Source organism: Arthrobacter terricola (genome assembly GCF_004354015.1).
In the GTDB taxonomy this organism is placed as follows: Bacteria; Actinomycetota; Actinomycetes; order Actinomycetales; family Micrococcaceae; genus Arthrobacter; species Arthrobacter terricola.
This window is the reverse complement of record NZ_SMRU01000030.1, coordinates 1-21002: the sequence shown is the minus strand read 5'-3', so window position 1 is coordinate 21002 and position 21002 is coordinate 1. Positions and strand designations below refer to the sequence as shown.

Sequence of the window (21002 nt, the reverse complement as noted above, 5' to 3'; positions counted from 1 at the left end):
TTTGCTCAACTAGGATCGAAGGGTGCAGCAACAAGTTTCGGACCATCTCATCGGATCCCGCGTGGACGGGCGCTACCTGGTGCGTTCACGCCTTGCGGGCGGTGGCATGTCCACCGTGTATCTCGCCACCGACGAGCGGCTCGACCGTGATGTCGCGCTTAAGGTACTGCATCCGCACTTGGCCAACGACCAGAATTTCCTCGATCGCCTCCAGCGCGAGGCCCGGGCCGCCGCCAGCCTGTCCCACCCGCATGTGGTCGGTGTCCTCGACCAAGGACAAGACGGCCACATTGCCTACATCGTCATGGAGTACATCAAGGGCCACACCCTCCGCGATGTCCTCAACGAGAAGAAAGCGCTCCCGCCACGGCTGGCTTTCGCACTCATCGACCCCGTTATCGAAGGCGTCGCGGCCGCCCATGCCGCAGGCCTGATCCACCGCGACATCAAGCCGGAAAATGTGCTGATAGCCGAGGACGGGCGGATCAAGGTAGGCGATTTCGGACTCGCTCGGGCCGTCACCGCAAACACCAGCACCGGCGCCCTGATCGGCACGGTCGCCTACGTGGCGCCCGAATTGGTCCTGGGGAAGCCCGCGGATGCCCGGAGCGACATCTACTCCACCGGCATCATGCTCTACGAAATGCTCACGGGCAAGCAGCCCTACGCCGGCGATGTTCCCATCCAGGTCGCCTACCAGCACGTCAACGCCGAGGTCGCTCCGCCGTCGCTCGCTGTTCCCGGACTCGCCGCAGACGTGGACGAACTCGTCCAGTGGTGCACTGCCAAGGAGCCGGATGACCGTCCTGTGGACGGTTCGGCCCTCTTGTCCGAATTGCGGCACATCCGGACGACCCTGAGCGACGCACAATTGGACCTCAACCCGCCTGCCGCGGCGGCCGCCGTCGTGAACGCGGAACCGAGGACCGCAGTGGCAACCGCCATTGTTGCTCCTTTCGACGACGGACGCACGGAGACCTTGGAAAGGATCGGACGCCCGACGGATATCATCTCCGGGCAGCGCAATCCGACCACGGTGATGCCGTCGTCCTTGCCGCCGGCAGCCGTTTACACGGGGGAATTGGACCGGCAGGATGCCCCGCCAAGCAAACGGGACCTCAAGCGGATTGCCCGGCAAGAGGAAAAGGACCGCCTGCGTGCCGCGGCGACTCCGTCGCGGACCTTGCGCGAAGGAAACCCCCGGCGCCGCGCCATCATCTGGATCGTCGTCGTGATTGTCCTCGCAATATTGGCCGGCGCCGCAGGATGGTTCTTCGGCATGGGACCAGGTTCCCCCGGAACTATTCCGGACACGAAGAACAAGACAGTCGCCGAGGCCCAGCAACTGCTGCGGACCGCCGGATTCCAATCGGAACCACGGGATGTGTTCGACGACGACGTGCAAGCCGGCCTGGCTGTAGGAACAGAGCCGGCTTCGGGCCAGGTGGTGCGGAAATTCCAACCGGTGGCGCTTTTCGTGTCCAAGGGACCGCAACTGTTTCCGCTTCCGGCTTTGGCGGGCTTGACGCTGGACCAAGCCAAGAACGCCTTGGGCAATGCAGAAATGACGCTCGGCAAGGTGACGGAGCAGTATGACGACACCGTGCCGGCGGGCTCCATCGTTTCGCAGTCGCCCGCCAAGGACACGGCGGTACGCCACGGTACCCAGGTGTCGTTGCTCGTATCCAAAGGTCCGCAGCCGCTTCCTGTGCCCGACGTCCGCGGCATGGACCAGCAAGCTGCGGTGCAAGCCATCAGCGACGCCGGGCTGACTGCGAAAATCGCCCCGGACCCGGTCTTCGACAAGAAAGTCCCGGCGGGTTCGGTAGTGAGCCAGTCCCCTGCCAACGGAACGCTCACCCGCGGCTCGGCCGTTACGATCACCTTGTCCAAGGGTCCGAGGCAAGTGCACGTTCCGAACTTCATCGGCAAGCAGGCCGATGCCGCCCGGAAAGCGTTGGAGTCACTCGGCTTCGACGTCAAGGTCAACAACATCCTGGGCGGATTCTTCGGCACAGTACGCGACCAAAATCCAGTGGACAGTGACGCGCCGGAAGGATCCACCGTCACTTTGACGGTGGTTTAGCAGCCCAAAAGTAAAGGCGATCCGGAATCTTCCGGATCGCCTTTATTTTTAGCGCCTTGGCTTGCTGAAACGATGGCTGGCGTACACTATGGCCGCGCTGAATCTATGGCCGCGCCAGGGCTCCAGCCACCAGGAATGCCATCTCGAGGGACTGCATGTGGTTCAAGCGGGGGTCGCACACTGACTCGTAGCGGTCGAGGAACGCGTCCTGGTCGATCGGGTCCGCACCGCCGAGGCATTCAGCGACGTCGTCGCCGGTCATCTCCATGTGCAAGCCGCCGGGGACCGTGCCCAAACCGTGGTGGACTTCGAAGAAGCCGCGCACTTCGTCCACGACGTCGTCGAAGTTGCGGGTCTTGTAGCCGTTCGGCGAGGTGACGGTGTTGCCGTGCATGGGATCCGTGACCCAGAGAACCTGTGCGCCGGACGCCGTGACCTTCTCGACGACGGCTGGCAGCTTCTCCCGGATGTTCTTCGAACCCATGCGGGTGATGAACGTGAGGCGCCCCGGTTCGCGGTTCGGGTCCAGCCTCTCGATGAGCCGCAGGGCGTCATCACCCGTTGTGCCAGGACCGAGCTTGACGCCGATGGGGTTCCGGACACGGGACAAGAAGTCTACGTGGGCGTGGTCGAGCTCGCGGGTACGCTCGCCGATCCACAGGAAGTGCCCCGACGTGTCGTAAGGAAGTCCGGTACGGGAGTCGATACGGGTCAAGGCGCGCTCGTAGTCCAGCAGCAATGCCTCGTGGCTCGCGAAGAACTCCACTCGCTTGAGCGCTTCGAAGTCGGCGCCGCAGGAATCCATGAACTTGATGGCACGGTCGATGTCCCTGGCGAGGGACTCGTAGCGGGCATGGGCCGGGTTTTCGGTGAAGCCCTTGTTCCACAGATGGACCAGGCGAAGATCGGCGAAGCCTCCCTGGGTGAAGGCACGGATAAGGTTCAAGGTGGATGCCGAGGTGTGGTACGCCTTCAGCATGCGGCTGGCGTCGTGCGCCCGGGACTCCGGAGTGAAGTCGTAGCCGTTGACGATGTCACCCCGGTAGGCGGGAAGCGTCACGCCGTTGCGGGTCTCATCGTTCGAAGACCGCGGCTTCGCGAACTGCCCTGCCATGCGGCCCATCTTGATGACAGGCATTGCCGCGCCGTAAGTGAGCACCACTGCCATTTGGAGGATGGTGCGGACGCGCGCACTGATCTTGTCCGCCGTCGCGTCCTCGAACGTCTCGGCGCAGTCCCCGCCCTGCAGCAAGAACGCCTTGCCCTGCGCCGCGGCAGCCAGGCGCTCACGCAGGACATCCACTTCGCCCGCGAAAACCAGCGGCGGAAGGACGGAAAGTTCCTTGACTGAGGCGTCAAATACGGCGGAATCGGACCACGTGGGTTGCTGCGAGATAGGCAACTGCCGCCAGTCGTCCAAGCCGGGATAGTTTGCCGCGCCGCTTTGCGCGGTGCTGGTCATGGGGCTGGCCAGCGGGCTGATTACAGACGGTGCGGGGTTTGCGGATAACTCAGTCACCCTCCAAGCCTAATTGCCTTGTCCACTGTTCTGCGCACGGCCTCCGTAACCAGCAATGGCCGGGCCGTCACACTTACCGCCCGGGCGTGTCGCCGTCGTCGTCCGGCGAGGAATCCGCCGGAGCGCCGTTAGCCGGGACTGGCCCGCCCGCCGAATCCGCGCTGCCCGTAGTCTGCTCCTTTGCGGACACCGCTGTTGTGCTTTGGCCCGCGAGCCGTTGTTTGACGACGGCGGCGTATTCGTCCACATATTCCTGCCCCGAGAGCCGCATGAGCTCGTACATGATCTCGTCGGTGACTGCCCGCTGGACGGCGTAGTCCTCCTCCTGCCCGTAATAGCGGCTGAAGTCGAGGGGCTGGCCGAAGATGATGCCGATGCGCCGGATGTTGGGCAGCCTCTTGCCGATGGGCTGGACCTTCTCGGTTCCTATCATGGCCACCGGAACCACGGGGACCCGGGTTTGGAGCGCGAGTTTGGCGACCCCGACCTTGCCACGGTAAAGCCGCGCATCCGGGCTGCGGGTTCCCTCCGGGTAGATGCCCAGGAGCCCTCCTCCAGTCAGAATGTCCCTGCCCGCCTGAAGGGATACTTCCGATGCCGCGCCGCCGGAACGGTCCATGGGCAACTGGTTCGTGAGCCGAAAGAACAACGCAGTCAGTCTGCCCTTGAGCCCCGTGCCGGTGAAGTATTCGGATTTGGCCAGGAAAACCACAGGCCGCGGCACCATCAAAGGCATGAAAATCGAGTCCGAAAACGACAAATGGTTCGACGCGAGAATCGCCGCACCATCATGGGGAACATTGTCGAGGCCTTTGATCCACGGCCGGAACAGCAATTTGACGATCGGACCCAGGAAGATCCGCTTCATGACCCAATAGAACACGTCGGTTCCTCTCGCGGGCGGACTCTGCGCGGCATCCCGTCCGCGCCCAGAAGACACCCTACTCCAGTGAGAAATGTCCGGAACAGTGACACGATGTACTCATGACGGAAAGCGGTGTCGCGGGCGCCATCGGCCCTTTTCACTACCCGGGTCACGGGCCCAACGCCGGTACCGGAATAACCCTTTGCCATGGTTTCACCGGCAGTCCGCTCAGCATGCTTCCGTGGGCCGAATATTTGGCTGACCAGGGCGGCGCGGTGGCGCTTAGGGTAGCCGCACGGCATCCGGTTTCCGGCGTTGCCGTCGTCAATCCCGGGCTCAGTTTCTACGACCGCCGCGTCCGCTACGTCGGCGCGCTCAAGTACTTCATGCGCACCACCATCCCGGTCGAGGAGCAGGAGCCGACGGCGACACCCACCGACGACGGCGACTACTCCCGGACTCCGCTGTCAGCCGTGCACGAACTCAAGAAACTCTTCCGGTCCAGCTACCTGTCCCTGCCGGCGGTCTCAGCCCCGACGCTGGTATTCACTTCTGCCCGGGACAGCGTGGTGCCGCCGAGCTCGCTGCCGATGATCCGGCGCCGCCTCGGCGCGCGCGATTTCCAGATTGTCACGTTGCTCGCCAGCGGGCATGTCGCAACCCTCGACGTGGACGCGCCCACAATACTTGACGAATCCTCCAGATTTTTCCTCCAGCATGCCGCCAACAGAGTAGCCTCGGAGTCATCATGAACACTCTCCCTGATCCTTCGCCCTACGCCAGTACTTTCACCGGCGACGGCCCTAGCGTCGGCGTCGTGATGAGCCACGGTTTCACGGGCAGTCCGCACAGCATGCGCCCTTGGGCCGAGTATCTTGCAGCCGAAGGGTACGCCGTCCGTTTGCCCCTTCTTCCGGGGCATGGGACGAGCTGGCAAGACATGTCCACGCGCCGTTGGCAAGAGTGGCACCATGCAGTCGACGCCGCCTACCTGGAGCTTCAGTCCGAATGCGATTTCGTCTTCGCCGCCGGCCTGTCCATGGGCGCAACACTTGCCCTCCGGATCGCCGCCACCCGCCCGGTGGCCGGTACCGTCGTCGTCAATCCCGGGTTGGTCATCGACGACCCCCGGGCAGCGATTGTCGGCGCCCTCAAATACGTCATGAAAACAACGCCGGCCATTGCGAATGACATCCGCAAGCCGGGCGTCGAGGAGGGCGCCTACCCGAGGACACCGGTTGCGGCCGCCCACGAACTGAAGAAGCTGTACAAGGACACTCGGGCTCTCCTCCCCCGCATTTCCGCGCCTGTCCGGGTCTTCCGGTCCACTGTGGACCACGTTATTTCCGATCTCAGCATCACGAAACTGAAGGAAAGCGTCACTGCGCCTTTGGAATTCATCGCCCTCGAAAACAGCTACCACGTGGCTACCCTCGACAACGACGCCCCGGAGATCTTCCGCGGTTCCGCCGAATTCATCAAGAAGACGATGGCCGGGATCGGTGCAGATGCCGGACGTTCCGGCTCCGAGTTCCGGGACTCACGCCATGAATAACAGGCCAGGGCCGGACTCCGCGGACCAGAGCGCCAATAACGACGACGACGCCGTCTGGCTCGATCTCGTAGCCCGCCTTGAGTCGATGCCGTCCACGGCGCCGGACGAGACGCTGCCGCCCGAGGACGTCACTGGCCGCCGTCCGGACCAGGACACCGCCGCGCCCCGTTCCTTCAGGGACTTCGACCCGCTCGGATTGTCCAGGCAGGGGGCGGAGGAGCCGAAGTCCTTGGACGAGGAAGCCGGCGGAGCTACGGGCCCGCGCGATTACGGCGTAGAGGACGACGGCGGCTTCGTACCGGAAGAGCCGCCCAGCCTGGCCGGTACCGAACCGATGACGATGCTCGCGTGGCTCGGAGCCGTCGGTGGGCCCATCGCGCTGCTGTTCACCGCCATGTTCTGGCGCTCGGCACCGCTCCTCGCGGTCATGGGCATCCTGGCAGCGTTCCTCGGCTCAGTGGTGTACCTCATCATGAAGCTCCCCGAGGAAAAAGACGACAACGACGACGGCGCACGCGTCTGATCGGGCACCGCACCTCGGGCTTCGGGTCAGCCGCGCATCCTGCCGTTGACGCGGGAGAGGTCCGCTGCGCCGATCATTCCAGCCCGGGGTCCGAGGGCGGCGAGCTTGATGTCGGCCGTCGGCCGGAAACCCCGGCCCGTCAGGTTGCGGGCGAATGATGTGCGGGCAGGACCGACCAGGAGCTCGCCGGCGTCGCACAGTCCCCCGCCGATGACGAACGTTCCCGGATCCAGCGCGGCGGCGAGGTTGGCGAGGCCCAGCCCGAGCCAATGCCCGACTTCCTCCAAGAGTTCTTTCGACGCCGCGTCCCCGGCCTTCGCGCGTTCCGTCACGGTGATCCCGGTGATGTCCTCGGCGGAGCCACCGGCTGCTTTCAGCAATTCGTAGGCGACCGGCGAGTTCCGCAGCGCCAGCTCCCGGGCTTCCCTTCCGAGGGCGTTGCCGGACGCGTACTGCTCCCAACATCCCCGGTTGCCGCATTCGCAGCGGTGCCCGCCGGGGACCACAATCTGGTGCCCGAATTCTCCTGCGACACCGAAGCGCCCGCGTTCCACCCGGCCGTCCATGACCATTGCCCCGCCTATGCCGGTGCCGAGCGTGATGCAGACGAGGCGGCTCTCTCCCTGACCGGCGCCAAAGCGCCATTCGGCCCATGCGGCGGCATCGGCGTCGTTGGTTACCAACACGGGCCGCCGCAGGAGGCTCTGGAGGTTTTCACGCAGCGGCTCGTTACGCCAGGCGAGGTGCGGACTGAACAGCACCGTGCCGCCGTCGAGATCCATCCAGCCGGCGGCGCCGATCCCGACGGAAGCGATCCTGTGGTTCATTCCGAGTTCCTGGACGAGCTCGACGATCACCCGCTCAACGGCACGGGCATCGTTCCCGGGGGTGGATCGCCGTGCTTCCTCGACAACCTGTCCGGAGGGATCAACAACGCCCGCCGCCACTTTGGTTCCGCCAATGTCAATCCCGATAGCCAAGCCCCGGCGTCCGAGATGCGCGCGCCGCGCAGCCCAGGGAACAGCCTCCCCGCGCCGGCCACCCTTCTTGCGGGCGAGGCGGCGGAGCGCCGATCCGGATCCTGGCCAGGACACGTCCCGAACTCTTGATGGGGTCTGGTCGTTGGGTGGATTGAGAGGCATGTGGACATCATATTCCGAGAGCAGCATTTGTCAGGACATGGTGCGCCTTCACGCCCGGCCTCTTTGAGGAACAGGACACTTCCCGTAAGGTTACTCATCAGTAACTTGGAGCGGTGAACTGCGACACACCCCTGACCGGGCCGTATAGAGTTAGAGCAGCCCCGCAATGGTCTGTTGATATCGAAGGAGCTATCGTGCGTGAATTCAGTGTTCCGCCCCTCGTAAATGTTGCCCCCGAAACCAACATCACGGACCTCGTGATCCGTCAGGCCGCCAATCCCTCCAACCCGGCATTGTTCGCCACCCTCGACACCGCAGGCCAATGGCAGGACATCCGGGCCGTCGAGTTCCTCCAAGATGTCTCCGCCTTGGCGAAGGGACTGATCGCCAACGGTGTGGAGCCCGGAGATCGCGTCGGCATCATGTCCAGGACACGTTATGACTGGTCGCTGGTGGACTTCGCCATCTGGTTCGCCGGCGGAATTTCAGTGCCGATCTACGAAACGTCGTCGCCGTCCCAAGTGGCTTGGAACCTCGGCGATTCCGGAGCGGTTGCGGCGTTCGCCGAATCCGCCCACCACGAAGACGTCATCCGGCGGGCTGTCACAGCCGAAGGCCTTGAGGCCGTGACCAACGTCTGGCAGCTCGGGGACGGACTGGACGTCCTGCGCAACGCCGGCACGGGCGTCAGCGACGAGGAGCTCGAAAGCCGCCGCAGCCACGCCGTCCTTAGCGACGTCGCCACGATCATCTATACCTCCGGCACCACTGGCCGTCCGAAGGGGTGCGAGCTCACGCACGGGAATTTCGTGGAGCTCTCGGAGAACGCGTTGGCTTCGCTCGGGGACGTGGTCAACGAAAATGCCAAGACCATCATGTTCCTTCCCTTGGCCCACGTGTTTGCCCGCTTCATTTCGGTGTTGGCTGTCGCGGCCGGCGCCCAAGTGGCGCACACTCCGGATATCAAGAACCTGCTGGCGGACCTGCAGAGTTTCCAGCCATCGTTCATCCTCGCCGTCCCCCGCGTATTCGAAAAGGTCTTCAATTCGGCCCTCACGAAGGCCGAAGACGGCGGCAAGGGAGCCATCTTCCACCGGGCCGTAGACACGGCGATCGCCTACTCCAAGGCGCGCCAAGCGGGTTCAGTCGGAATCGCGTTGAAGCTAAAGCACGCGATCTTCGACCGGCTCGTCTACGGAAAGCTGCGTGCCGCGATGGGCGGCAACGTCCACCACGCCGTTTCCGGCGGAGGTCCCCTCGGCGAACGCCTGGGCCATTTCTTCCACGGGATCGGACTGCAGATCCTGGAAGGGTACGGACTCACCGAGACCACCGCGCCCATCTCGGTGAACACCCCGTCCCTGATCAAGATCGGTACCGTCGGGGCGCCGCTGCCCGGCAACGCGGTCAAGATTGCCGAAGACGGCGAAATCCTCGCCAAGGGTGTCTGCGTCATGAAGGGCTACTACAAGCGGGAAGACCTCTCCGCGGACACATTCGTCGATGGATGGTTTCGCACGGGCGATATCGGCGAACTGGACGAACAGGGCTTCCTGAAAATCACCGGCCGCAAAAAGGAGATCATCGTCACGGCGAGCGGCAAGAACGTTGTGCCGGCCCTCCTCGAAGACCAGATCCGGGCAGATGCCCTCGTCTCCCAGGTCCTGGTGATAGGCGACAACAGGCCGTTCGTGGGAGCACTCGTCACCCTGGATGAGGAAGCATTGCCGGGCTGGCTCGAGCGCCACGGCCTTCCCACGTCTACCAGCGTGGAGGACGCCACGGAGAACGCAACGGTCAGGGCGGCTGTCCAGGAACTGATCAACCGCGCAAACCAGTCGGTTTCCCAGGCCGAGGCCATCAAGTCGTTCCGGATCATCCCTTCGGACTTCACCGAGGCGTCCGGCCATCTGACGCCGTCCTTGAAGGTGAAGCGGGCACAAGTCTTGAAAGACTTCGACGCCGTGATCGAGGAAATGTACTCCGCTCCGAAAGCGTCCTGAATCTGCCGTCAAACGAAAGGAGGGGTCCCGGGCTGTGAAGCCCGGGACCCCTCCTTTGTGTCCCCTGCCGGGGACGTCACACTACTCGACGACGATCAGCAAATCGCCGCCCTGCACCTGTTCCACCTTGTTGATGGCGAGGCGCGAGACCGTGCCGCTTACCGGCGTCGTGATAGATGCCTCCATCTTCATCGCCTCAATCGTGGCAACGGTGTCGCCGGCATTGACGGCGTCGCCGGGCTTCACCGTGACCGTGACGGCGCCCGCGAACGGAGCCGCGACGTGGCCCGGCTGGGACGTGTCCGCCTTCTCCGCCGTCTTCACGTTGCTGACAACCGACTTGTCGCGAACCACTACGGGGCGGGACTGTCCGTTGAGCTTGCACATGACCGTGCGCATGCCCTTTTCGTCCGGCTCGGAAACCGCTTCGAGGGATGCAATGAGGCGCACACCCTTTTCCAGCTCCATGACATGTTCGGCACCGAGCTGGAGGCCGTAAAGGTAGTCACGGGTGTCGAGCACGGACAAGTTGCCGTAGGTTTCGACGCTCTTGAGGTAGTCCTTGGTGGGACCATCGAACAGGAGGCGGTTCAAAGTCCGCTGGCGCGTCTTGGAATCGCCCTTGAGGGCCGCACTGTCCTCGGCGCTCAGCTCCACGTCGCGGACCTTGATGCTGCGTCCTTGGAGGGCCTTGGTCCGGAACGGTTCCGGCCATCCTCCGGGAGGATCGCCCAGCTCGCCGGACAGGAAGCCGATCACGGAGTCCGGGATGTCGTAGCTCTGCGGATTCTCGTTGAAGTCCGCCGGATCGGCGTTGATTCCCACAAGATGCAAGGCGAGGTCGCCTACCACCTTGGACGAAGGAGTCACCTTCACGAGGTGGCCCAGGATGCGGTCCGCCGCGGTGTACATGTCTTCGATGGCCTCGAAGCGTTCGCCGAGTCCCAAAGCCATGGCCTGCTGGCGAAGGTTGGACAGCTGGCCGCCCGGGATCTCGTGCTGGTACACACGTCCGGTGGGACCCGGGAGTCCGGATTCGAACGGCGCGTAGACGCGGCGCACGCCTTCCCAGTACGGCTCCAGGGCGCTCACGCCGGCCAGGCTGAGGCCGGTATCGCGCGGAGTGTGTGCCAACGCGGCCACCAGGGCGGAAGCGGATGGCTGACTGGTGGTTCCCGCGAGGGATGCAGAGGCGACGTCGACCGCGTCCACACCGGCGTCCACGGCCGCCAGCAGGGTGGCCAGTTGGCCGCCAGCGGTGTCGTGGGTGTGCAAGTGGACCGGGAGGTCGAAGCGCTCACGCAGGGCCGTTACAAGCTTCGCTGCCGCGGCCGGGCGAAGTAGGCCGGCCATGTCCTTGATGGCGAGGATGTGGGCACCGGCGTCGACGATCTTCTGGGCGAGGTCCAGGTAGTAGTCGAGCGTGTACAGCTTCTCGTTCGGATCAAGGAGATCGCCGGTGTAGCACAGGGCGACTTCAGCCACCGCCGTGCCTGTGGCGCGCACGGCGCGGATCGCGGGAGCCATCTGGTTGACGTCGTTGAGCGCGTCGAAGATCCGGAAGATGTCGATGCCGGTGGCGGCTGCCTCGTTGACGAAAGCTTCGGTCACTTCTTCCGGGTACGGCGTGTAGCCGACCGTGTTGCGGCCGCGCAAAAGCATCTGAATACAGGTGTTCGGCAATGCCTTGCGCAGCGCAGCCAAGCGTTCCCACGGGTCTTCGCCGAGGAAGCGCAGCGCGACGTCATAGGTGGCGCCGCCCCACGCTTCTACGGACAAGAGTTCCGGGAGGAGCGCGGTGACTGCGGGGCCGGCCGCTACGAGGTCCCTGGTGCGGACGCGTGTGGCGAGGAGGGACTGGTGGGCGTCGCGGAACGTCGTGTCCGTGACGGCCACGGCCTGTTGCTCGCGAAGCGCCTTCGCGAAGCCTTCGGGTCCCAGTTCCTTCAGTTTCTGCCGCGAGCCGGAGCTCGGGACCGGACCGGTGATCTTCGGAAGCTTGATCGCCGGATCAGTGTGGACCTTGAGCTCGCCGTTGGGCTTGTTGACGGTGACGTCGGCAAGCCAGGTGAGCAGCTTGGTTCCACGGTCCGCGGAGACGTGGGACTTCAGGAGTTCCGGGCGCTTGTCGATGAAGTCGGTCGCTACGTTGCCGGCGATGAAGTCCGGATCGGCGAGCACGGCCTGCAGGAACGGAATGTTGGTGGACACGCCACGGATCCGGAATTCGGCAAGGCCACGGCGTGCGCGGGCGACGGCGGCCGGGTAGTCACGGCCTCGGCAGGTCAGCTTCACCAGCATGGAGTCGAAGTGGGGGCTGATCTCGGCACCCGAGTAAACCGTACCGCCGTCGAGACGCACGCCCGCTCCACCGGCGGAACGGTAACCGGTGATCCGTCCGACGTCGGGGCGGAAGCCGTTTGCGGGGTCCTCAGTGGTGATGCGGCACTGGAGGGCTGCACCCTTGACGGAGACCGACTCCTGGCTGAGGCCGAGGTCCGCGAGGGTTTCGCCCGACGCGATGCGCATCTGGGCCTGGACCAGGTCAACGTCGGTGATTTCTTCGGTGACCGTGTGCTCCACCTGGATACGCGGATTCATCTCGATGAACACGTGCTGGCCGGCGCGGGCGCCTTCCGTGTCCACGAGGAATTCAACGGTGCCGGCATTGACGTAGTTGAGTGCCTTGGCGAAGGCAACGGCGTCCCGGTACAGGGCCTGGCGGATGGATTCGTCCAGGTTGGGGGCCGGCGCGATTTCGACGACCTTCTGGTGTCGGCGCTGGAGTGAACAGTCACGCTCGAAGAGGTGCATGACGTTGCCCTCGGCGTCGGCCAGGATCTGGACCTCGATGTGGCGGGGGCGCAGCACGGCCTGCTCGAGGAACATCGTGGGATCGCCGAACGCAGCGTCCGCTTCGCGCATTGCCGACTGCAGCGCTTCCGGAAGCTCTTCCCGGGTTTCGACGCGGCGCATGCCACGACCGCCACCACCGGCAACAGCCTTGGCGAAGATGGGGAAGCCGATCTCGTCCGCCGCAGCGATGAGCTCGTCCACGTCACGGGAGGGCGCGCTCGACTTCAGGACCGGTACGCCTGCCTTGCGCGCGGCCTCAAGCGCAGCGACCTTGTTGCCCGCAAGCTCAAGCACTTCGGCAGGCGGGCCGACGAACGTGATTCCGGCTTCCTGGGCTGCCCGGGCAAGGTCCGGGTTCTCCGAAAGGAACCCGTAGCCCGGGTAGATTGCGTCTGCACCCGCTTCCTTGGCGACGCGGACAATTTCGTCAACATCCAGATAGGCGCGAACCGGATGGCCTTGCTGGCCAATCAGGTACGCCTCATCGGCCTTCTGCCTATGGATCGAGTTACGATCCTCATGCGGGAAGACCGCTACCGTTTTTGCGCCGAGTTCGTAGCCGGCGCGGAAGGCCCTGATCGCGATTTCGCCGCGATTAGCCACCAGAATCTTGGAAAACATGCTTCTCCTGCATCATTGCGGGTGTAACGGTCGGTGGTCACAGTGTGTAAGACCTCCACACACAAATACAAATCTTTGTGTTGACGGTCACATAGAGAATCGTCACGAGCAGTGTACATTCGCGCACGGTCCGGATACACGTGCTATGGGACTTGGGAAGTAACGGAGATCAAAGCCCCTCGGAGTGGATAAGGCGGGATTCTGCGGCGACTCCACATATGATGTTGAAGGGCGGCGGCAGAGCCCCGGTTCCGGCCTCATCGGAACAGAAGCACCGCGACACGGTAACCGGCGTTAGGTTTTGGGTTTTCAAGTGCAAGTAGTCAGCATCAGCAGCCTCAAGGGCGGCGTAGGAAAAACATCCGTAACCACTGGGCTAGCCTCGGCCGCATTGACTGCAGGCATCCCCACCCTTGTTGTGGACCTCGATCCCCACGCCGACGCAACCACTGCCCTCGGCGTCCAGGCCGGCGACCAGCTCGACATCGGCCGCATGCTGAAGAACCCCCGCAAAGCGAAGCTTCCCGAGAACGTCGTCACGAGCGGCTGGGTAGAGCACGCCCGCCGCAACGGCGAACCCTCCGCCCTCGACGTCGCGATCGGATCCGCCTACACCGGAATCTACGACCGGCCCGACCTCGGCCGGCGCGACCTCCGGCGCCTTTCGTCGGTCCTGGCGCCCGCCGACCAGTACGAACTGGTCCTGGTCGATTGCCCTCCCTCCCTCAACGGACTGACCCGTATGGCATGGGGCGCGAGCGACCGCGTGGTCCTGGTTGCCGAACCGGGTCTGTTTTCCGTCGCCGGAACCGAACGCACTATGCGCGCCATCCAGTTGTTCCGCCAGGAATTCGCGCCGAAATTGGCCCCGGGCGGCATCGTCGCCAACCGCGTCAGGCCAACGTCGTCCGAGCACAGCTTCAGGCTTGCCGAGATGGAATCGATGTTCGGAGACCTGCTGTTGTCTCCGCATATTCCTGAACAAGCGAACTGGCAGCAGATCCAAGGCGCAGCCCACGCCGTGCACCATTGGCCGGGCGACTCCGCAAAGAACACTGCCAAGCTTTTCGACACGCTCCTGGAAAACATGCTTGCGGCCCACAATGGTACGCGGGAACGACGCCAACGCTGAGCCGCCTCCGCCTTTCAGGGCCCCGGCCTGAATCCTTCCCAACGCAATGAAGCCGCCTTCCGAAGAAGGCGGCTTCATTCATGTCTAGTGTTGCGCGGGATCCTGCGCGGAAATCACGACGGCGTTCATCCGGTCCGGCGGGCCGACCGGCGCTTGCTCAACTCGTCGTCGGGAAAGGATTGCTCCACGGCGTGTTCGCTGGGAAGAGCTGCGAGGCTCCCCTCGACTTCGCGCCACACGCGGCCGACTGCGATACCGAAGACGCCTTGACCGCCCTGCACGAGATCAATGACTTCATCTGCCGACGTACATTCATAGACGCTTGCGCCATCGCTCATGAGCGTAATCTGCGCCAAATCTTCCACTCCGCGCTCACGCAAGTGTTCAACCGCAGAGCGGATCTGTTGGAGGGAAACGCCGGTATCCAGGAGTCTCTTCACCACTTTGAGGACCAGGATGTCCCGGAATCCGTAAAGTCGCTGCGAACCGGAGCCCGCGGCACCGCGCACTGCAGGCTCAACAAGCCCGGTTCGGGCCCAGTAGTCCAATTGGCGATAGGTGATGCCCGCGGCCTTGCAAGCGGTGGGACCGCGGTAGCCGGCATCTTCATCCAGGACCGGAAGGTCCTCGGTGAAAAGCAGGCCCTGGGCACCGCTTGCGGGTACGGCAATGCCAGCCGAGGCCTGCCGTAGCTCGCCTGCTTCGCCTTTGGGACTCACGTGACCCTCCTTGTCCGAAGTTCCCTTGGGGATGTTGCGTGAGGCGCACAACACGATCAGAAAGAGCAACCGTGTAATTTCAACGCGTGCGCACCTTTCAGTGTGACGCGGAGCGGTCCTGGATGCAACGGGAACTTGTTATCTTCGACGTTAGGCGTGCAAGGGCCTCAGGTCAAAGACGTGCGAACCATTTTTGGATCGTGTCGAGACTTTCACCCTCAACTTTAACCTTAGCGATGGATCAGCCTTCGAAGTCTTCCGGCTCCACGTCGTCCAGGAATTCACGGAAACGCCGCAACTCCCGTTCTTCATCGACGTCCGGACCTGGCTCGGCCTCTTCGCCTTCGTCGTGCTCGGTAATCCTGACCCCGGCTTCGTCCATCACGGCATCGGCACACCAGATCCGGCACTTCGCCCGCAACGCAAGGGCCAGCGCATCCGAAGCCCGCGAACTTACTACGGTTCCGTCGTCGAACTGCAGCTGGCCGTAGAAGATGTTGTCCTCGACCGCCACGATGTTGACGCTGATGATCGAGTGCCCAAGGGACTCGACAACGTCGATCAACAAGTCATGGGTCATCGGGCGCGGCGGGACCACGCCCTGCTGGGCCAAGGCAATCGCACTCGCTTCAGGCGTTCCGATCCAGATCGGCACATGCCGTTCGCCGTGCATCTCGCGAAGGAGGACAAGCGGCTGGTTTGAGGGCAACTCAATCCGGACTCCGACAATTTCGACTTCAATCATCATGCGTCCATACGGGAGATCCGGTCCTGCACCAGGGCACGGTGCAGGCTAAGGCAGAGTTCGCTGATTTCCCGGGCGGCTTCAGCGGCCCGGGACTGCGATGCGGCGTCCTTGCGGGACGTCAAAGGGGCCACAACCCGCTCCACGAGGCCGAACTCGCGATCGGCAGCGGCTTGGAAGGGCCGGAGGTGCCGGGGCTCCAATCCATGGCCCTCAAGCTGGACGCAGGCCCGGGCCACCTGCAACGCATGCTCGTCGAACTTGCCATTGACATGGCTGATTAGCCCGAAGCTGAGGAGGGACTGCAAGAGGGGAACGCTGGCACCGGATTCTGCCCGAAGCTGCTCCTCGCTCAAAGCGCGGGCCCGCCCCTGCAGCTCGGCCGCAAGTTCGTCCGAAACAATGCGCGGAGACACCGAGACGCCTGGCGGCAGGTTTTCAGGACGTTCGCCGCGGTCGATCGCGTCCAGATAGTCCTTGATCACCTTGAGCGGAAGGTACTGGTCCCGCTGGAGAGCCAGGACGAAACGCAGGCGCTCGACGTCGCTCTCCGCATACTGGCGGTATCCCGCCGGCGTGCGCTTCGGATTGATCAGTCCCTTTTCCTCCAGGAACCGGATCTTGGAAGCCGTCATCGAGGGAAAGTCGTCGCTGAGCTGGGCGAGGACCTCCCCTATATTGAGGACCTGCGGTCCGCGCCGTTCCGGCTGGGCCATTGCCACAGGCGTCCCCGGAATCAGTCCTGGCCTGCTGCGCGGGCAGGGCTCAGGTAGTAGGTGAGTCGGAACTTGCCGATCTGGACCTCATTGCCGTTCTTGAGCAGGACATTGTCCACGCGGTCCTGATTGACGTAGGTGCCGTTGAGGCTTCCCGTGTCAACAACTTCGAACCCTTCGGGGGTGCGCAGGAACTGGACGTGCTTGCGCGAAACCGTGACGTCGTCCAGGAAGATGTCGGCGTCCGGGTGACGGCCCGCCGTCGTAGTGTCCGAGTCCAGGAGGAAACGGGCCCCGGCGTTCGGGCCGCTGTGGGCAATCAACAGCGCGGATCCAGGAGGCAGTGCCTCAACCGCTGCGCGCTCTTCGGGTGCCAAGGACGGGCGGACACCTTGATCGTGGTGCCGCACGGGCGTGAGGTGGATTGAGGTGGTCTCCGACGTTGGCTGTTCTCCAGCACCGTACTCGCCTTGGGCTTGGTTCTGCTCGCCGCCAACCATGGAAATCCTCCTCAATCCGCCGACAGTTGTCCCCGACCGCCGGCTACGCATCTGCCCGGTCCTCCCGGGCCACAACGGGCCGCTGGCCCGCCGCTGCCGCCCTCCCTGGAAAGGAAGAACCAGCTTGGCGGGCCAGATACCTTTTAGCCTACCTGTTGTTCGTACTCTGATGCACTGAGCAAAGACTCGATGGCGTCCGCTTCCGAAAGCTTGACCTCGAACAACCAGCCGTCACCGTACGGATCCGAGTTGATCAAGGCTGAGTCGGTGTCGAGGGCCTCGTTGCGGGAGATAACCTCTCCGCTGACCGGAGCGTAGATATCGCTCACACTTTTCGTTGATTCAACCTCGCCTACGACGTCGTTGCCCTTGATGGTCGTGCCCGGCTCGGGCAGTTGGGCGTAGACGACGTCCCCGAGGGCGTCCTGGGCGAAATCCGTGATGCCGACGCGCACGACGCCGTCTGCATTGGGGGCACTGACCCATTCATGTTCAGCGGTGTAGGAAAGATCGGCAGGAATGTTGCTCATGAGTCGCCTTTCATCGGTACGTTAAGGACCACGAGGGCGGCCCGGGCTTCCGGCCACCGCTGAAAGTATAAGCACATCCAGTCCCGCTCCCCACAGGTCTCTGGGATGATGGGTTGCGAGGCCCGCAACGCACATTCCTGCAACGCCGTCGAAGGAGCGCGATCATGCCGGAACTGCCTGAAATCACCGCCTTGGCCACCTTCCTCGACCAGCGCCTATCCGGCTCCAGGATCACCGACGCACTCCTGCCGTCAAAATTCGCCTTGAAGATCTCAGATGTCCCGTTCGAAACGCTGATCGGGCGAACGGTTGAGTCCGTGGGCAGGCAAGGGAAGTTCATCATCGTCAAGATCGCGCCGGACGGACTCCCGGAAACAGGCGACTCAGGACTCCTGTTCTTGGTGGTCAACTTCGCGAAGACCGGTTGGCTGACGTTCTCGGAAACGCAGCCAGGCGAGGACGCCCCCTCCCCCGACGGATATTTCGCAGCCCGGTTCGACTTTGAGAACGATGACCGGGGCTATCAGGTCATACTTGCCGATACCGGCACTTGGAAGGGGCTGACCATATTCGTCGTCAAGGATCCCATTGAGGTGAAGGGCATCGCCGAACTGGGTCCGGAACCGCTCGACCCCGCTTTCGGAATCAACGAATTCAGCAAGCTCTTCACCCACCGGCAGCAGGTCAAGGGTCTCCTGAAGGACCAGAAACTCATAGCGGGAATCGGCAACGCCTACAGCGATGAAATCCTCCACGCAGCGAAGCTGTCCCCCGTCGTTGCCGCGTCCTCGCTGGATCCAGAGGCCCTCCAACTCCTCTACACGACCATGAACGACATACTGTCAGGCGCCGTCCAGGAGTTCACGGGCCTGCATCCCGGCGAGTTGAAGGCTGCCAAGAAATCCTCCATGCGTGTCCACGGACGAACGGGAGAGCCATGCCCCGTCTGTTCGGACAGTATTCGGGAAGTTGCGTTCGTGGGAACCTCCCTGCAGTACTGCCCTACATGCCAAACCGACGGCGAGGTTCTGGTCAAGCGCGGTTCCCCCGACGTCGCCTGAGCGCAAGCGAAGCCCGCCGCGATAGTTGCGGCGGGCTTCGGCAGGTCCCCCTTAGGCGTCCGACAGTCAGGCGCCCGGCAATCAGGGGGCGGGTACGGCGGCAGGATCGCGTCCGACGTCGGGAGCTGCTTTGTGCGCGGAAGCCAGCCGCGCTGCTTCCCCGCGCCGGGCCGCTGATGCGGCTCCGATCATCACAAGCAATGCGGAAACGGTGATGGTGGCGCCTACCCAAATGGGAGAGGTGTATCCCAAGCCCATGCTGATCGTGACGCCACCCAGCCAGGCGCCCAGTGCATTGCCCAGGTTGAAAGCTCCGATGTTCGCCCCGGAGGCGAGGGTTGGTGCCGCCGCGGCAAAGTGCATCACGCGCATCTGCAATCCGGGGACGGTCGCGAATCCGAAGCCGCCCATCAGGGCCAGCGAAAACAGCGTAGCCACGGGACTGGCAGCAGTGAGCGCGAAAAACACCAGGACCAGCACCAGTCCGGCAAGGATCGCCACGAGCGCCTTGTCGATGGACTTGTCCGCCGCTTTGCCGCCCGCGATGTTCCCGACGAACAGGCCGGCACCGAAAAGGACCAGGAGCCAGGGCACCGCGTGGGGGTCGAATCCCGAGACGTCTGTCAGGGTAAAGGCGATATAGGTGAAGGCGCCGAACATCCCGCCGAAGCCAAGGATCGTAACCACGATGGAAAGCCACACTTGGCCCGAGGCGAAAGCCCGCAACTCACCGCGCACGCTGTTCGCTTCGGCGTCGTCATTGGCCCGTGGAACCATTACCGCGATTCCCACGAGTGCCGCGACGCCAATGATGGTGATGGCCCAGAACGTGGAACGCCAGCCAAGGTTCTGGCCAAGGAAGGTTCCGAACGGAACTCCGAGAACGTTGGCGGCGGTCAGGCCGGTGAACATGATCGCGATGGCTCCGGCCTTCTTGTTCGCGGGCACCAGACCGGCTGCGACCACTGATCCGATACCGAAGAAGGCACCGTGGCAAAGTGCGGCGACGACGCGACCGACGATCATGGCCTGGTAGCTGTCGGCGATCGCGCAGAGGAAGTTCCCAGCGATGAAGAGGACCAAAAGCCCGATCAGCACTGGCTTCCGGGGCAAGCGGGTTACCGCCGCCGTGACCAGAAGGGCCCCGACAACGACGCTCAGGGCGTAGCCGGTGATGAACCAGCCGGCAGCGGCCTCACTGACATTGAACTCGGTCGCGACCTCAGGCAAGAGGCCCATAATGACGAACTCGGTCAGTCCGATACCGAATCCGCCGAGGGCTAGGGCGATCAACCCTGCTGGCATGTTGTGCTCCTTGATGGGGATGGATTCCCGTAAGAGTGGAAGTGCGCCGCCGAGAACCGTAGAATATTAGTTGCAGACGCCGTATATATAGTTGCACACGCCATGTAATTGCGCAAGCAACTACTTTTGGGTGCGTCTGGTTTATTTATCAACCGGCAGGAGATACGCAGGACATGGGCATCAAGGACGACGCCGTTGAGGTGCGGGCGCAGGGGTGGCGGACGCTGGCAGCCTTGCACGGGAACATCGAGACGGCACTGGAGAAGGCGTTGCAGTCGGCCGTGGAGCTCTCAGTGGTCGAATACACGGTTTTGGACGCTCTCAGCCGGCAGGATGGCTGGCACATGAGGATGCAGCAGCTCGCCAGGGCGACAGCCTTGTCCAGCAGCGCCACCACACGGCTGGTGAACAGGCTTGAGGAGCGCGCCCTGCTGACCAGGATCCTATGCGCCGACGACCGCCGCGGGATCTATACCGAACTCACCGACGCCGGCCAGAAGCTGCTCCTTGCGGCCCGGCCCGTGCACGACGAAACACTCGCGGAATCGCTCGCGGCAGCAGAATCGGTCCCGGAGCTGGAGCCTTTGGTCAAGGCACTCGGCGCACTGCAGGCCGTTCACTCCGCCTGACGACACACAAAAGGACCTGCGACGCGGAAAAGCGGAATTTATCAAGCTGTCTGTGACAGTTCGATAAATTCCGAATTCCAGTGTCGCCACGGCTTTTCCGTGTCGCGGAGCATGTTCGGCGTCGCGCGTCCCAGTCAGTGCTTAACGCAAACGTCCCGGAAACCAAAGGTTTCCGGGACGTTGCTTCCATACTTTGCGGTCGGGCTGACAGGATTTGAACCTGCGACCCCTTGACCCCCAGTAACAAGGCCACCATATCCCCACTGTCCCGTGGGTGCATCTGGTGGCCTTGTGCCTCATATATAGGGGCTATGCATCTCCGCTAGTTCCCTCTTGTTTTCGGGCCTTTCCGGCAGGGTGCACACACGAGTGCACTCACATCAACCGGAGCCGTGTTGCTCTTGGGCGTGTGCTCGGGCCTGACCTTGGGTGGATCCCCGTCTTGGTCCGCCCGCGGGTCGATGAGCCGGGGATCGATGTCCAACGCCTGAGCCA

18 protein-coding genes are annotated in these 21002 nt (G+C 63.5%); 8 read left to right on the top strand and 10 right to left on the bottom strand.

The window, feature by feature from the left end; all coding sequences use genetic code 11:
• The first annotated feature begins 22 nt into the window (after positions 1 to 22).
• Entirely contained in the window at positions 23 to 2086 is a 2064-nt protein-coding gene (gene pknB / locus E1809_RS20875) for a Stk1 family PASTA domain-containing Ser/Thr kinase (protein ID WP_133206166.1), read from the top strand.
• Between the two features lie 103 nt (positions 2087 to 2189).
• Here pknB and E1809_RS20870 read toward each other — a convergent pair whose 3' ends face one another.
• Together E1809_RS20870 and E1809_RS20865 are read right to left on the bottom strand one after the other, a co-directional pair.
• Positions 2190 to 3605, bottom strand: a complete 1416-nt coding sequence (locus tag E1809_RS20870; RefSeq protein WP_374102640.1) for a class II 3-deoxy-7-phosphoheptulonate synthase — start codon at positions 3603 to 3605, stop codon at positions 2190 to 2192.
• Between the two features lie 73 nt (positions 3606 to 3678).
• Positions 3679 to 4488 carry a lysophospholipid acyltransferase family protein gene (locus E1809_RS20865; protein ID WP_133206165.1) on the bottom strand — a complete coding sequence of 270 codons (810 nt, stop codon included), beginning with the start codon at positions 4486 to 4488 and terminating at the stop codon, positions 3679 to 3681.
• A 101-nt stretch (positions 4489 to 4589) separates the two neighbouring features.
• Between E1809_RS20865 and E1809_RS20860 the strand changes: the two genes are divergently transcribed.
• The 3 genes from E1809_RS20860 to E1809_RS20850 are packed head-to-tail and all read left to right on the top strand — an operon-like array spanning position 4590 to position 6548.
• Entirely contained in the window at positions 4590 to 5222 is a 633-nt protein-coding gene (locus E1809_RS20860) for an alpha/beta hydrolase (RefSeq protein WP_133206164.1), read from the top strand.
• Entirely contained in the window at positions 5219 to 6025 is an 807-nt protein-coding gene (locus E1809_RS20855) for an alpha/beta hydrolase (RefSeq protein WP_133206163.1), read from the top strand. The genes E1809_RS20860 and E1809_RS20855 overlap by 4 nt, the downstream gene beginning before the upstream one ends.
• Positions 6018 to 6548 carry a hypothetical protein gene (locus E1809_RS20850; RefSeq protein ID WP_133206162.1) on the top strand — a complete coding sequence of 177 codons (531 nt, stop codon included), beginning with the start codon at positions 6018 to 6020 and terminating at the stop codon, positions 6546 to 6548. The genes E1809_RS20855 and E1809_RS20850 overlap by 8 nt, the downstream gene beginning before the upstream one ends.
• 26 nt (positions 6549 to 6574) lie before the next feature.
• On the opposite strand, the gene E1809_RS20845 is transcribed toward E1809_RS20850, so the two are convergent.
• Positions 6575 to 7642 (bottom strand): ROK family glucokinase, encoded by a 1068-nt coding sequence (locus tag E1809_RS20845; RefSeq protein ID WP_235835704.1) that lies wholly within the window; start codon positions 7640 to 7642, stop codon positions 6575 to 6577.
• A 242-nt stretch (positions 7643 to 7884) separates the two neighbouring features.
• On the opposite strand from E1809_RS20845, the gene E1809_RS20840 reads away from it, so the two are divergent.
• On the top strand, positions 7885 to 9693 hold the full coding sequence (locus tag E1809_RS20840; RefSeq protein ID WP_133206160.1) for an AMP-dependent synthetase/ligase: 1809 nt from the start codon (positions 7885 to 7887) through the stop codon (positions 9691 to 9693).
• Positions 9694 to 9774: 81 nt separating this feature from the next.
• Here E1809_RS20840 and E1809_RS20835 read toward each other — a convergent pair whose 3' ends face one another.
• On the bottom strand, positions 9775 to 13170 hold the full coding sequence (locus tag E1809_RS20835) for a pyruvate carboxylase (RefSeq protein WP_133206159.1): 3396 nt from the start codon (positions 13168 to 13170) through the stop codon (positions 9775 to 9777).
• 313 nt (positions 13171 to 13483) lie between these two features.
• Between E1809_RS20835 and E1809_RS20830 the strand changes: the two genes are divergently transcribed.
• Positions 13484 to 14302 carry a ParA family protein gene (locus tag E1809_RS20830; RefSeq protein WP_133206158.1) on the top strand — a complete coding sequence of 273 codons (819 nt, stop codon included), beginning with the start codon at positions 13484 to 13486 and terminating at the stop codon, positions 14300 to 14302.
• Positions 14303 to 14427: 125 nt separating this feature from the next.
• On the opposite strand, the gene E1809_RS20825 is transcribed toward E1809_RS20830, so the two are convergent.
• From E1809_RS20825 to gcvH, 5 genes are all read right to left on the bottom strand, one after another.
• Positions 14428 to 15021 carry a MerR family transcriptional regulator gene (locus tag E1809_RS20825; RefSeq protein ID WP_133206157.1) on the bottom strand — a complete coding sequence of 198 codons (594 nt, stop codon included), beginning with the start codon at positions 15019 to 15021 and terminating at the stop codon, positions 14428 to 14430.
• Positions 15022 to 15262: 241 nt separating this feature from the next.
• On the bottom strand, positions 15263 to 15766 hold the full coding sequence (locus E1809_RS20820) for a bifunctional nuclease family protein (protein WP_133206204.1): 504 nt from the start codon (positions 15764 to 15766) through the stop codon (positions 15263 to 15265).
• A complete protein-coding gene (ftsR, locus tag E1809_RS20815; RefSeq protein ID WP_133206156.1) occupies positions 15766 to 16482 on the bottom strand; it encodes a transcriptional regulator FtsR in 717 nt (238 codons plus the stop codon). The genes E1809_RS20820 and ftsR overlap by 1 nt, the downstream gene beginning before the upstream one ends.
• Positions 16483 to 16502: 20 nt before the next feature.
• Complete coding sequence (locus E1809_RS20810; RefSeq protein ID WP_133206155.1) at positions 16503 to 16982, bottom strand: FHA domain-containing protein; 480 nt, start codon at positions 16980 to 16982, stop codon at positions 16503 to 16505.
• A gap of 143 nt (positions 16983 to 17125) precedes the next feature.
• Positions 17126 to 17512: a glycine cleavage system protein GcvH gene (gcvH, locus tag E1809_RS20805; RefSeq protein WP_133206154.1), complete on the bottom strand. Its 387-nt coding sequence runs from the start codon at positions 17510 to 17512 to the stop codon at positions 17126 to 17128.
• Between the two features lie 164 nt (positions 17513 to 17676).
• Here gcvH and E1809_RS20800 point away from each other — a divergent pair, with 164 nt between their 5' ends.
• Entirely contained in the window at positions 17677 to 18573 is an 897-nt protein-coding gene (locus E1809_RS20800; protein ID WP_133206153.1) for a DNA-formamidopyrimidine glycosylase family protein, read from the top strand.
• An 81-nt stretch (positions 18574 to 18654) separates the two neighbouring features.
• Here E1809_RS20800 and E1809_RS20795 read toward each other — a convergent pair whose 3' ends face one another.
• A complete protein-coding gene (locus E1809_RS20795; protein ID WP_133206152.1) occupies positions 18655 to 19878 on the bottom strand; it encodes an MFS transporter in 1224 nt (407 codons plus the stop codon).
• A gap of 173 nt (positions 19879 to 20051) precedes the next feature.
• Here E1809_RS20795 and E1809_RS20790 point away from each other — a divergent pair, with 173 nt between their 5' ends.
• Positions 20052 to 20507, top strand: a complete 456-nt coding sequence (locus E1809_RS20790; RefSeq protein ID WP_133206151.1) for a MarR family winged helix-turn-helix transcriptional regulator — start codon at positions 20052 to 20054, stop codon at positions 20505 to 20507.
• Positions 20508 to 21002: the final 495 nt, after the last annotated feature.

What these genes read in the sequence shown, in the direction of transcription:
- E1809_RS20860 (WP_133206164.1), top strand. Translation starts at nt 4,590, where the DNA reads ATGACGGAAAGCGGTGTCGCGGGCGCCATCGGCCCTTTTCACTACCCG.
- E1809_RS20855 (WP_133206163.1), top strand. Translation starts at nt 5,219, where the DNA reads ATGAACACTCTCCCTGATCCTTCGCCCTACGCCAGTACTTTCACCGGC.
- E1809_RS20850 (WP_133206162.1), top strand. Translation starts at nt 6,018, where the DNA reads ATGAATAACAGGCCAGGGCCGGACTCCGCGGACCAGAGCGCCAATAAC.
- E1809_RS20835 (WP_133206159.1), bottom strand. Translation starts at nt 13,170, where the DNA reads ATGTTTTCCAAGATTCTGGTGGCTAATCGCGGCGAAATCGCGATCAGG.
- E1809_RS20820 (WP_133206204.1), bottom strand. Translation starts at nt 15,766, where the DNA reads ATGATTGAAGTCGAAATTGTCGGAGTCCGGATTGAGTTGCCCTCAAAC.
- ftsR (WP_133206156.1), bottom strand. Translation starts at nt 16,482, where the DNA reads ATGGCCCAGCCGGAACGGCGCGGACCGCAGGTCCTCAATATAGGGGAG.
- E1809_RS20810 (WP_133206155.1), bottom strand. Translation starts at nt 16,982, where the DNA reads ATGGTTGGCGGCGAGCAGAACCAAGCCCAAGGCGAGTACGGTGCTGGA.
- gcvH (WP_133206154.1), bottom strand. Translation starts at nt 17,512, where the DNA reads ATGAGCAACATTCCTGCCGATCTTTCCTACACCGCTGAACATGAATGG.
- E1809_RS20800 (WP_133206153.1), top strand. Translation starts at nt 17,677, where the DNA reads ATGCCGGAACTGCCTGAAATCACCGCCTTGGCCACCTTCCTCGACCAG.
- E1809_RS20795 (WP_133206152.1), bottom strand. Translation starts at nt 19,878, where the DNA reads ATGCCAGCAGGGTTGATCGCCCTAGCCCTCGGCGGATTCGGTATCGGA.
- E1809_RS20790 (WP_133206151.1), top strand. Translation starts at nt 20,052, where the DNA reads ATGGGCATCAAGGACGACGCCGTTGAGGTGCGGGCGCAGGGGTGGCGG.